12 protein-coding genes and 1 tRNA gene are annotated in these 11,513 nt (G+C 65.3%); 6 read left to right on the plus strand and 7 right to left on the minus strand.

Annotation, left to right across the window (positions count from 1 at the left end; translation table 11 throughout):
* Nucleotides 1-179 precede the first annotated feature (179 nt).
* The 3 genes from HL653_RS24725 to HL653_RS23620 are packed head-to-tail and all read left to right on the plus strand — an operon-like array spanning nt 180 to nt 1,076.
* Complete coding sequence (locus HL653_RS24725) at nt 180-353, plus strand: DUF6771 family protein (protein ID WP_367613616.1); 174 nt, start codon at nt 180-182, stop codon at nt 351-353.
* Entirely contained in the window at nt 295-807 is a 513-nt protein-coding gene (locus HL653_RS24420) for a hypothetical protein (RefSeq protein ID WP_253717373.1), read from the plus strand. Before HL653_RS24725 ends, HL653_RS24420 begins: the two co-directional genes overlap by 59 nt.
* On the plus strand, nt 804-1,076 hold the full coding sequence (locus HL653_RS23620) for a hypothetical protein (RefSeq protein ID WP_171746655.1): 273 nt from the start codon (nt 804-806) through the stop codon (nt 1,074-1,076). The genes HL653_RS24420 and HL653_RS23620 overlap by 4 nt, the downstream gene beginning before the upstream one ends.
* Before the next feature lie 623 nt (nt 1,077-1,699).
* Here HL653_RS23620 and HL653_RS23625 read toward each other — a convergent pair.
* The 4 genes from HL653_RS23625 to HL653_RS23640 form a co-directional block, all read right to left on the minus strand.
* Nucleotides 1,700-2,023, minus strand: a complete 324-nt coding sequence (locus HL653_RS23625) for a DNA-binding protein (protein WP_171746656.1) — start codon at nt 2,021-2,023, stop codon at nt 1,700-1,702.
* 4 nt (nt 2,024-2,027) lie between these two features.
* Entirely contained in the window at nt 2,028-2,366 is a 339-nt protein-coding gene (locus tag HL653_RS23630) for a type II toxin-antitoxin system RelE/ParE family toxin (protein WP_171746657.1), read from the minus strand.
* 42 nt (nt 2,367-2,408) lie between these two features.
* Complete coding sequence (locus HL653_RS23635) at nt 2,409-3,758, minus strand: integrase arm-type DNA-binding domain-containing protein (RefSeq protein WP_171746658.1); 1,350 nt, start codon at nt 3,756-3,758, stop codon at nt 2,409-2,411.
* A 182-nt stretch (nt 3,759-3,940) separates the two neighbouring features.
* Nucleotides 3,941-4,031, minus strand: a tRNA-Ser gene (locus HL653_RS23640).
* Between the two features lie 76 nt (nt 4,032-4,107).
* On the opposite strand from HL653_RS23640, the gene HL653_RS23645 reads away from it, so the two are divergent.
* Nucleotides 4,108-4,992 (plus strand): peptidylprolyl isomerase, encoded by an 885-nt coding sequence (locus tag HL653_RS23645; protein ID WP_171746659.1) that lies wholly within the window; start codon nt 4,108-4,110, stop codon nt 4,990-4,992.
* Between the two features lie 133 nt (nt 4,993-5,125).
* On the opposite strand, the gene HL653_RS23650 is transcribed toward HL653_RS23645, so the two are convergent.
* Complete coding sequence (locus tag HL653_RS23650; protein ID WP_253717375.1) at nt 5,126-6,061, minus strand: intradiol ring-cleavage dioxygenase; 936 nt, start codon at nt 6,059-6,061, stop codon at nt 5,126-5,128.
* A gap of 91 nt (nt 6,062-6,152) precedes the next feature.
* Nucleotides 6,153-6,911, minus strand: a complete 759-nt coding sequence (locus tag HL653_RS23655) for a response regulator (RefSeq protein WP_253717377.1) — start codon at nt 6,909-6,911, stop codon at nt 6,153-6,155.
* 159 nt (nt 6,912-7,070) lie between these two features.
* Between HL653_RS23655 and HL653_RS23660 the strand changes: the two genes are divergently transcribed.
* Nucleotides 7,071-8,360 carry a glycoside hydrolase family 130 protein gene (locus tag HL653_RS23660; RefSeq protein WP_171746660.1) on the plus strand — a complete coding sequence of 430 codons (1,290 nt, stop codon included), beginning with the start codon at nt 7,071-7,073 and terminating at the stop codon, nt 8,358-8,360.
* A gap of 5 nt (nt 8,361-8,365) precedes the next feature.
* Here the strand turns inward: HL653_RS23660 and HL653_RS23665 are convergent, their stop codons facing one another.
* The gene (locus HL653_RS23665) at nt 8,366-9,571 is read right to left on the minus strand and encodes an NAD(P)/FAD-dependent oxidoreductase (RefSeq protein WP_171746661.1); all 1,206 of its coding nucleotides are present in this window, start codon (nt 9,569-9,571) and stop codon (nt 8,366-8,368) included.
* Between the two features lie 284 nt (nt 9,572-9,855).
* Here HL653_RS23665 and HL653_RS23670 point away from each other — a divergent pair, with 284 nt between their 5' ends.
* A complete protein-coding gene (locus tag HL653_RS23670; RefSeq protein ID WP_171746662.1) occupies nt 9,856-11,493 on the plus strand; it encodes an MFS transporter in 1,638 nt (545 codons plus the stop codon).
* Nucleotides 11,494-11,513 lie beyond the last annotated feature (20 nt).

Genomic DNA, 11,513 nt, shown 5'->3' on the forward strand with positions numbered 1-11,513 from the left:
ATCGGCAGTACACCGAACTAACGCTATGTTAGTTCCGAATTGAGATGATTGATCCGCTCGCCTGTGCACGTTGGTCGGCAAGCCGTTCGGCGCGCAGGCGTGCAAGACATCTGGTCATTTCGTTCTCTTTGTGTTCTCATGCGGGCATGCAACGACTCACCGCGCCCGCTATTGCCTCCATGCTCCTGACAGCACCTACATGGGCTCGCTTAGGTCTCTCGGTGCGCGATGAGCGCCTCCGCGAACGGGCCGCCGACGCGATGGCCGCGAGGATCGTGCAGGGCCTTGAGGGCATTGCTGAACCTGACCCGCGTCAACTCGTCCTGCATCTGGACGGGCAGGTTGGAAGATAGTTGGCTCATGGCTACGGCTGCGAAGCGCTATGACGCGGCAACAAATGCTCAGTTTCGCTTGGAATTGCCGAGTGGACCCGAGCTGCCTGAAGGCAAGTTTCCGCGCGCTGGCGGCCGAGTAAAGCGGCTTCCCGTTGTGCCGGTCGAACCTGTCGAGCAATTGGAGCTTCGGCCAATCCCGACGCCGCCCGAACCCGCCCCGACGCCCCCTGAGCCCGTGGCACAAGGTGTCCAGGCCGAGCCGTTCGCGCGGTGGCTGATCGAGCAGAAGGCGCGACGCGATTGGATCGCGGAGCTAGCGAAAGCCGCTGCGGCCGATCGGGGATTCCCCAAGAACGGCTCTCCGGACGATGTGCGGAAACGCTTGCAGGCCCTTGGGGCGGACGGCGACGCCTTCGAGCAGGTCGACGATGCAGAGTTGGCGTGGATGGCCGCGCAGGAGGAAGTCGCATGAGCGAACAGATTGACGACGGCGGCATGGTGACCGTCGAGTGGCCTGCGTTCGACCTAGGCCAACTCGATTGGTGGCCGATGGACCGCTATTCCCCAGAGGCGACCTTGCGGCCCGTGGTGCAGGATGCGGACGGCAAAACGTGGCTGGTCGAGCAGGATGAGCGCGGGGATTGGCGCGAGTTCCTAGACGGGGAATTGTTGTCCAAGGTCTTACCGGTGCGCTGGGCGGTACCTACCGCTGAAATCGTTCAAGCCTTGGCCTTTGGATGACGTCCGGAGCGGCAGTCCCGGACCTAGGAGGCAATATCGAAGTGTTGGCGGTCATGGGTTTGGCCAGTTCGTGAAAGGCCGCCATTTGTACCCGGCGTGCTTTCCACGTTCTCCCAATCAGGCGTTTGGAACCGCGGAACGTGCTTGGTGTCCTCGCTAGGAACCTGCCACCGGTCGAGGCGGGCTGCGGAGCGACACTCCCGATTGCGCCGATCTTGAGTTAATGGGCCGCCCCGCTCCCGCCCTGACGAATCTGGCGCTCCACCCGGCCTATCATAAAGCCATCCATCCAGGCGCCACGCAGCTGGGGTTCGGTTTTGGGAAAGGGACAGGCCGTCTCCTTCTCGCCGAGATCCAAGCCCGATAACCGTCCATCAGCAAACGCGGTACGGACGCGGATGAGGTCGCTGACATTGTCCACTCCGGTCCCATAGCACCAGAAAAGCTAAAGCCGCGTTACGCGAACCGGGGCTCTGATGGATGCTTCGGCCTGTGCCATGGAGACCGCACACCGCGACGGTCAAGCGTGGGTTTCCTGTCATGCACCAAGCTTTGCCGGAGGCCGGCCCATCCTTGCTGCTGAGCAACGGATCGGGCTCGGCACCCGTTCGAGACCTCAAGCCTTACGCCGCCTCGACAGTATGGGCTTCGAAGGCAACACCTAACCGTTTGCTCACGGCGCCGAAGATGGCCGCAAGATTGTCCATGCTCGGGTTGCCCTTCTCGGACAGCATCCGGTGAAGGCTCTTGCTGAGGTGGTTGGTCTCGGTCGCCAGTTCCTCGAAACCGACCGAAGCATTGACGAGATCGCGCAGGATCAGCCGCGCAACGTGGGGTTCGCCGTTGAGGAATGCGGTCGCCGCTTCGTCGAGCATGGCTTTGGCGAAGGCGGGGTCGCGCGTAGCGCGTTCCTTCACCGTTTCCTTGAAATCGCGCGTCAGAACCATCTCGTTATTCCCTGCCCTTCCGGTCTGCCGCCTTGCGCGCCTTATACTCGCTCAGCGACATTTCGGCCCGCTGGATATCCGACTGCTGCCGCTTCTTGGTCCCGCCCACGAACAGGATGATGAGTTCATTGCCATCTCGGGCGAGATAGAGCCGATAGCCCGGACCCCAGTCGATCCGATATTCCCCGAGACCGCCCCCGATCCATTTGACGTTCGACAGATTACCCAGCTCCAGCCTGACGATGGCCGTTGCCACCTTGGCAGAAGCCTGGGCATCAAGATCGTCGAACCAGGATCGGAAGGGGCTCGAACCGTCCTCACGAATATATTCCTGAACAATCACATTACCGCCCTTTAAGTAACATATACGTTACCAATCGTCCAGTCACGACCGCCGTGCGACACGGCGCTGAACAGGAAAGCGGAAATCGGTCTCGACCGGAGGCTGCAATCTGCGCCGCGAGTGGAAGCGAACCTCTTTCACGGGCCGATCGATCAAAGCCGCCGGATCGCTCAGACCGTCGCTGAGCATATCAGCCCAGATGGCGGCGAGTTCGCGTCGTCGCGGCATATAGGCGGCACGGTTATAGGCGCCCTCGACTTTGTCCTTGGGGACGTGGGCGAGCATCAGATCAATCACCTTGCGGTCATGGGGATCGCCATGTCGCTCGGTCCATTCATTCATGATCGTGGAGAAAGCTGCGCGAAATCCGTGCGGCACATGATGCCCGTGATAGCCGGCCCGGTGGAGCAGGTAGCCGATCGCATTCTCGCTCATCGGGCGATGTGCATGACGGTTGCTCGGAAAGACCAGCGGCCCCTCCCCGGTCAGCGGCCAGATCGCCCGCAGGACAGAAACAGCCTGTGGCGTGAGCGGAACGAGGTGATCGCCACCGACTTCATGCTTTCGTTCGAGGTCACCTTTCATCCGGGCCGAGGGGATCCGCCACAGCGGCAGCTTGCCATCAAGGTCCTCGAACTCCGCCCAATGCGCGCCGCGCAATTCGCTTGGCCTGACAGCCGTGAGCGCCAGCATCCTCAAGCCGAGCCGCGTGATCGGCCTGGCGTTGTCTGCCTCAGCGAGCCGGATCATGGTGCGCAATGGCCCGATGTCGGTGATCGCCGGCTGCCGGCCCTTGCGGAGTGGTTTGAGCACGGCACCGAGTTTTTCGGCGGGGTCGCTGCTCGCGATCCCTTGGGCAATGGCGTAGACGAACACGGCCGAGATGCGCTGGCGCACGCGCTTTGCGGTTTCGATGGCACCTCGTGCCTCGATCTCTCGTAGGACGCCGAGGATCAGCGGCGGCGTAAGCTGCGCGATCGGCAGGGCGCCGATGGTTGCAAAGACATCGCGCTCAAGGCTCCGGATAATGTCGCTGGCATGGATCGTGGCCCACTGGGCCTTGGCATTTCCATGCCACTCGCGGGCCACCCGCTCGAACGTCTGGCGCGAAGCCTCGATGTTCGCCTCGACCTTCAGCCGCTTCACGACATTGGGATCGTGACCTTCGCACAGCATGACATAGGCCGCGTCGCGCTTTTCCCGCGCATCCGCCAACGACACGAGCGGATAGGCTCCCAACGCCATCGTCTTGTTCTTACCGTCATACTCATAGTTCCAGCGCCACAGCTTGCCGCCGCTGGGGGTGACCATCAGAACGAGACGATTGGCGTCAGACAATTTATAAACTTTGGGGCGTGGTTTGGCCGTCCGCACCCTGGCATCGGTAAGCATGGTTCGGTCTCCGAAAATACCTCGTTTTTCGACCGCGCGTACCTCGTTTTCGTCCCTCCGATTCGTCGGATGGGCATGGACGGGCATGGACGGCCGAGGCCGAACCGGTCTGCTAAGCGTCGGTAATCAGGAGGAAAAAGTCGAGACCAATGGTCTTTTGCGGACCCCTGTGGAATGGTCCTTGGCGGAGCGGGAGGGATTCGAACCCTCGATACGGTTTTGCCGTATACTCACTTTCCAGGCGAGCGCCTTCGACCACTCGGCCACCGCTCCGCATTGCTCTGGAAGCGGGCGCCCTAATGCGAGCGGGCGGCTTTCGCAAGCCGCCTTGCCGTGGCAGTCTCCGCGAATGCGATCATTCTTTCTTTCCGCCGCCACCGCGCTCGCCCTTTTCGCCGGGAATGGCGGCGCGGCCGCCCCGGTCACGCCCGCCTCCGTGCTGGCCGAGGCGCCGGCCTCGGCCTGGGTGGCGCCCGCGCCCGACGATCTGCTGGTGATGGATCTGGCGGGGGGCAAGCGCGTGGTGATCGCGCTCGCGCCCGATTTCGCGCCCGTCCATGTCGCCAGCATCCGGACGCTCGCCCGCGCGCATTGGTATGATGGGCTGTGGATCGAGCGGGTGCAGGACAATTATGTCGTCCAGTGGGGTGATCCGACCGAGAAGAAGCCGCTGCCGGCCGGCGTGCCAGCCGATCCGCCCGCCGAATATGAGCGCAGCGCGGCGGGGCTGGCCCTCACCGAGCATCCCTATCGCGACACGTTTGCCGACAGGACCGGATTCGTGTCCGGCTGGCCGGTGGCGGAAGATGGCGGGCAGGCGTGGCTCACCCATTGCTATGGCATGGTCGGCGTCGGGCGCGGCAATGCGCCGTCGACGGGCAGCGGAGCCGAGCTTTACGCGATCATCGGCCATGCGCCACGCGCGCTGGATCGCAACATCGCGCTGGTCGGCCGCGTGCTGACCGGGATCGAGGGGATGACGGCGCTGCCGCGCGGCAGCGAGGCGATGGGCTTCTACAAGACCGAGGGCGAGCGGCTGCCGATCCTGTCGGCGCGGCTGGCGAGCGACCTGCCCGAAGCCCAGCGCCCGCACGTGCGCGTGCTGGATACGGCCAGCCCCGCCTTCGCCGCCTGGGTGAAGGTCCGCGCCAACCGGAAGGACGATTTCTACGTCCGCCCGGCCGGCGCGATCGACCTGTGCAGCGTGATGCCGCCGGTGAAGGAAGGCGATTAGACTTTGAGCCGCTCACGCGGATGGCGGCACCGGCCCGCACCCCCACCCGACCTCCCATCAAGGATACTCTGTTTGGGAGGTCGGGTGGGGGTGCGGGCCGGTGCCGCGCTGGTTCAGCACAGCTGAACCGGATCTACCGCGCGATGCCGATCACGGCCGTCGCCACATAGCCGTCAGCGACGCTGCCCGTCATCGTCGGAGTCTGCTGCGCGATCTGGGCGGCGGTATTGTCGCCGAAGACGTTGTCCGAGGTCAGGGTGATGCGCGAGAAATTGCTGATGCTCGTGCTGTATCCGGTCGCGCCGTTATAGACGGTGGAGCAGGTCGCGCTCGGCAGCGCCAGCTGCGAGGTGAGCAGGGCATTGCGCCCGCTCGTCGCGGTGGAGAGGCTGGCATAGACCTCGAAATGGATGTGCGGCCAGCGGCCATCGTAACAGCCGGGAAAGATGGTGGTGAAGGTCACCTGCCCGTTCGCATCCGTCACCTGCACCCCGCGCAGATAGCTTTCGGCCGGCGCCGAATAGAGCGAATAATTGCCCGACCGATCGCAATGCCAGAGGTAGATGGCATAGCCCGCCAGGGGCGCGCCGCTGGCGCTGACGTTGACGAGGGTGAGCGTCAGCGTGACGGGCACGCCCGCCGCCACGTTGGTGGAACCGGACAGGAAGCTGGGGCGGATGTCGGAGCGGACGATGCCGCTCTGGATCAGGACATTGTTGGTGGATCCGCTGGCGCTGTTGGTCCCGTCGCCGGGATAGGGCCCGGCCGTCTCCGCCGGATCGGCGATGTAGGTGCCGCTGGTCGTGGTCGTCGTGGTCGTCGTGGTCGTAGTCGACGAGGTGGTGCCGGTCGAGGTCGTGCCCGTGCTGGTCGTGGCGCTGGACGTGCTGGTACCGGCCGTGCTGGCGGAGGCCGTATCGCCGCTGCCGCCGCCGCAACCGGTGACGAGCGCGCCCGCCCCGGCCCCTGCGAACCAGGCGAGCGCGCGACGGCGATCCATCATCCGATCGCGAATGACGGTGAGATCGTGGGCCAGGCCGCGATCATGATCTTCGATATCGTGTTGCAAGATTGTCTCCCCCAATGGATGCGGGGAGCAAGCTAAGCCACCGTATTTGCCTGTGGATTTCGGACCATAACGGCCATGTTGCAGGCTTTCGTCAGCTCCGCGTGACGGCCGGCGCGAACAGATAGCCTTCGTTGCGGACGGTGCGGATCAACTCGCCCGATCCCGCCCCCGCCCCGTCGGACAGCTTGCGGCGCAGGCGGCTCACCTGCACGTCGATCGCGCGATCATAATGGTCGCTCTCCTCGCCGCGCGCGAAATCCAGCAACTGGTCGCGCGTCAGCACGCGGCGGGGATGCTCGACGAAGGCGCGCAGCAGGCGGAATTCGCCATCCGTCAGCGCGATCAGCTGATCGGCCGGATCGTAGAGCATCCGCATGTCGAGATCGATGCGCCAGCCGGCGAAGCGCAACGCCTCACCCTCGGGCACCTCCGGCTCCTTCACCGGCGCCCCATCGCGCTTCTCGCGCCGACGCAGCACGGTGCGGATGCGCGCCAGCAGCTCGCGCGGATTGCAGGGCTTGGCCAGATAATCCTCGGCGCCCATCTCCAGCCCGACGATGCGATCGACATCGGTGCCCACCGCCGAGAGCATGATGACCGGCGGCCCCTCGTCCCGCTGCAGCTTGGTGAGCGCGGAGAGCCCGTCTTCCTTGGGCATCATCACATCGAGCACGATCAGGTCGTAGCGATTCTGCGCGAGCATCTCGCGCATCTCGATCGGATTGGCGGCCGTTTCCGTCTGGAAGCCGTGCTTGTCCAGGAAGGATGACATGAGGCGGCGAATGCCGGCGTCGTCGTCGACGATCAGGATGCGCGTCGCGAGGTCCATATCCGCAGTGATGGCGTTCATAGCCGTTAAATGCCAGCCTCTTGTGCCGCGCTTATTTCGCCAATCTTGCCGTAAGCGCATGGGATGTTGCGGCACTTGGCGGAAATGAACTTCGCCGCCCCCCGTGTGTTGCGGTGCGAGATATCCCCTGCCCTTCGGCCGAATCCTCAAGGAACGCCCATGACGCGCGGCACCGATCTGATGACCCATTCCCGCCTGCACCTGCGGCCGGACCCGGCGCGAACCGTGATCCGCCCGTTCGATGTCGGCGATCCGGAAGGGCATCGCGGGCCGACCCGCGCGCAGCAGATCGCCCAGCGCGTGATCGCCATGGAGGAAGGCGCGCTGCAGGCGGAAATCCGCCGCGTGATCGACAGCCTTTCCGAACGGCATCGCGACGTGGAGGCGGTGATGCGCCGCCGGTTCGAGGATATGAAGAACCTCGCCGGCTGCGGCGGGGTGGATCCCGATCGGGCCTTGCTGATCGGCGCCTATTTCAGCGAGGAATATTCGTTCGAGAGCGCCGCTCTCTTCAATCCCAGCATCGCGCTGGCGCAGGATCAGTCGACCGCGCCGGATGGCGGGGTCAATTTCGTGCTGTCGCTGCGCGGCATCGGCGAAGGGCATCTCTCCTCCGTCACCTTCCGGCTCGGCAGCTGGGATCCGGCGGGCGGCTTCCAGGTGGGAAAGCCGAGCAAGACGGCGGTGGCGCCCCGCATCCAGAAGGACATGAGCAAGGACGACGGCAGCTATACGCGCATCACCTTCGAGGGCAGCAACGATCCCACCGAGAGCGTGCTGTTCCCCGTCACACCCAGCCAGCAGCGCGGGATCGAGGATCTGCGCCTCACCCGTTTCGTGGAGGAGGATGGCCGGGTGCGGATGCTGGGCACCTATACGGCCTTCAACGGATCGGTCGCGCGATCGGAGCTGGTGGAGGCGGTCGACTATCGCGCCTTCGATCTGTTCGCGATGACGGGGGCTGCGGCGGGCAGCAAGGGCATGGCCCTGTTCCCGCGCCGGATCGGCAGCAAATATGCGATGCTGAGCCGCCACGATAACGAGAATCTCTATTATCTCACCTCGGACGAGCTGACCCACTGGGATGGCGGCGAGAAATTCTTCAGCCCGAAACTGTTCTGGGAATTCGTGCAGATCGGCAATTGCGGCGCGCCGATCGAGCTGGACGAGGGCTGGCTCGTCATCACCCACGGCGTGGGCTCCGTCCGCAATTACTGCATCGGCGCCTGCCTGCTCGACCTCGACGATCCGACCAAGGTGATCAAGCGCATGCAGCTGCCGCTCGTCCATCCCAGCCCCAAGGAGCGCGACGGCTACGTGCCCAACGTCGTCTACAGCTGCGGCGCGCTGGTGCATGATCGCACGCTGCTGCTGCCCTACGGCGTGGCGGACAATTTCACGAGCTTCGCCAGCGTGGCTGTGGATGAGGTGCTCGCGGCGATGAAATAGCGCCCCTAACCCGCCACCAGCCCCGCAATCGCCTCGCCCGCCGCGCGGCCGCTGGCCCAGGCCCATTGGAAATTATAGCCGCCGAGCCAGCCGGTGACGTCCACGGCCTCCCCGATCGCGTAAAGGCCGGGCACGTCGCGCGCCTCCATCGTCTGCGAGGAGAGGCGCTGGGTGCTGATGCCGCCGACCGTCACCTCGGCCTTGGCAAAGCCTTCGGTGCCGTTCGGGTGGAAGGGCCAGGCGGCGAGCGCCTGTTCCGCCGCCTGCAATTTGCCGTCCGTGAGCGCGCCGAGTTCGCCCCCAAGGCCGAGCTTCTCGGCCAGCGTCTCCGCCAGCCGATCCGGCAGGAGCGCGCCCAGCTGGCGCCGGAGCCCCATCCTGGGTGCCTCGCGCTTGGCCTCGCGCAGCCAGCCGGACGGACGATCGGGCAGGAAATCGATCGTCACGGGCTGGCCGTGGCGCCAGTAGGACGAGATCTGGAGGATCGCCGGGCCGGAGAGGCCGCGATGCGTGAACAGGGCCGCCTCGCGAAACGCGGTCTTGCCCGTGCGGACGACCACCTCCGTCGCAACGCCCGAAAGCTCACGGAACAGCACTTCGTCCCCACCCAAGGTCAGCGGCACCAGAGCCGGGCGCGGCTCGACCACCTTCAGCCCGAACTGACGGGCGAGATCGTAGGCGAAGCCGGTCGCGCCGATCTTCGGGATGGAGGGGCCGCCGGTGGCGATCACGAGCGCGGGCGCGGCCGACGCGCGGCTGCCGTGGCGGACGCGGTACAGACCATCGGCATGGTCCACGGCGGAGACGGGATTGCCCAGCGCGATCTCCACGCCCCCGCGCGCGCATTCGTCCAGCAGCATCGCCACGATCTGCTTGGCCGAACCATCGCAGAAGAGCTGGCCCAGCGTCTTTTCGTGCCAGGCGATGCCGTGGCGCACGATCAGCTCCAGGAAATCGCCCGGCGTGTAGCGGGCGAGCGCGGAGCGGGCGAAGTGCGGATTGGCCGACAGGAACCGCTCGGGCACGGTGCCGACATTGGTGAAGTTGCAGCGGCCGCCGCCCGAGATCAGGATCTTCTTGCCCGGCTCGTCCGCATGATCGATCAGCAGCACGCGCGCCCCGCGCTGCCCGGCCGTGGCCGCACACATCAGCCCGGCCGCGCCCGCGCCCAGCACGATGGCGTCGTAAGTGTCGGTAGCGGCATCAGTCATGGCGCCTCCTAGGACGGATCGGCAGACATCCCAACCGCTCATCCTGAGAGGCGCACCCCGGATGGCAAGGATGGCCGCTCCATTCCACCGTTCGTCCTGAGCGAAGTCGAAGGGCGTGTTTCGGGCGATGTCGCTCATAGCCCGTGCTTCGACTGCGCCCAGCACGAACGGGTGGGGAGCGTTTAGCAAGTCGCCCGCACCGCTTTCCCTCGCGGACAGCCGATGTTGCTAATTTGTGGATCGACCATTGCGCGGATCATCTTCCGCCAGCATGATCCGCCGCGATGGCATCCGCGGCAGCCCCCGAAAGCTACGCCTTCGCTCCCGAGGAGCGGCCGGTCTTTCCCGGCTCGCCTTATTCGCCGACACATCCGCCGCTGCGCCGCGTGGGCTATGCGCTGATCGCGCTGCTGACGGGCATCACCTCCAACCTCGTCAATTCGATGGTGACGGTGAACCTGCCTAATCTGGCGGGGGCGATGGGGCTCTATGTGGCGCAGGTGGCTTGGTTTCCCGCCGTCTACGTGGCGTTCAACGCGACCGCGAACCTCACGCTCGTGCGCGCGCGCATCCAGTTCGGCATTCCGGCGGTGATGCATTTCCTGCTCGTCATCTATGGCGCGGCGGTCGTCTATCAATTGATCCTGCCGAGCTTTCCGGTGGCTTTGTTCACGCGCGCCATGTGCGGCATGACGATGGCGGCGCTGAGTACGATCACGCTCTACAATCTGATGCAGGTGTTCAGCGCCAAGACGCGGCCACTGGCGCTGCTGATCGGTATCAGCATCCCACAACTGGGCCTCGCGCTGGCGCGGCTGATCCCGGTGGAGGCGCTGGCGCTGGACGGGTGGCGCGGGCTGCATCTGATCGAGCTGGGGCTGATCCTCGCGGTGATGGCGAGCACGATCGCGCTGCCCGTGCCGCCGACCGACCGCACCAAGGCGTTCGAACCGTTCGACGCGATCACGATCGGGCTGATGGTGCCGGGCTTCCTGCTGGTCTGCGCCGTTCTGAGCGTCGGCCGCTATCTGTGGTGGACGGATACGCCGTGGCTGGGCGTGGCGCTGGCCGCCGCCGTGCCGCTGCTGGCGGCGGCGATCCTGTTCGAGCATTTCCGCGCGCGCCCGCTGATCCAGACGCGCTGGATCGGCACCGCCGATATGCTGCGCTTCGCTTTGATCGCGTTCGTCGTGCGCGTGGCGCTGGCCGAGCAGACCTATGGCTCGGTCGGCCTGCTGACTTTGGGCGGGCTGATCAACGACCAGCTCCATCTGCTGTTCATGCTGGTGGTGCTGGCGATGATCGCAGGTGTTGTCGTCGCCGCGCTGACGCTGAAGCCCGATCGTATTCCGCTGCAGATCATGGCGGCATCGCTTTGCATTGCGCTGGGCGCGTGGATGGATACCGATGTGAGCAACCTCACCCGCCCGCCCCAGCTTTATGCCAGCCAGATGCTGATCGCGTTCGGCACGACGCTCTTCATCGGCCCGTCCCTGCTGTTCGGCATTTTGCGCGTGCTGCAGCGCGGGCCGGAATATCTCGTCACCTTCGTCGTGCTGTTCAGCGCGACACAGAATCTGGGCGGACTTGCGGGATCGGCGTTGCTCGGCAGCCTGCAATATGATCGCGTGCGCTATTACACCGCGATGCTCTCGCAATATCTGGACGCGGGCAATCCGATCGTGGTGCAGCGGCTGCAGGCGGGCGCGGCGGCGGTGAGCGGCGTGATCGTCGATCCCGCGCAGCGGACGGCGCAGGGCGGCGCGCTGCTCTCGCAGGCGCTGGCGCGCGAGGCCAATCTGCTCGCCTTCGCCGACGTGTTCCGCGCGGTGGCGCTGATCGCACTCGCCAACGCCGTCTATCTCGCGATCCGCATCCTCGTCGTCCAACGCCTCGACGCGCAGAAGAAGGCCACCGCATGACCGACACCGCTGCGTCCCCT

It is taken from the genome of Sphingomonas sp. AP4-R1, from assembly GCF_013113735.1.
Classification (GTDB): domain Bacteria; phylum Pseudomonadota; class Alphaproteobacteria; order Sphingomonadales; family Sphingomonadaceae; genus Sphingomonas_I.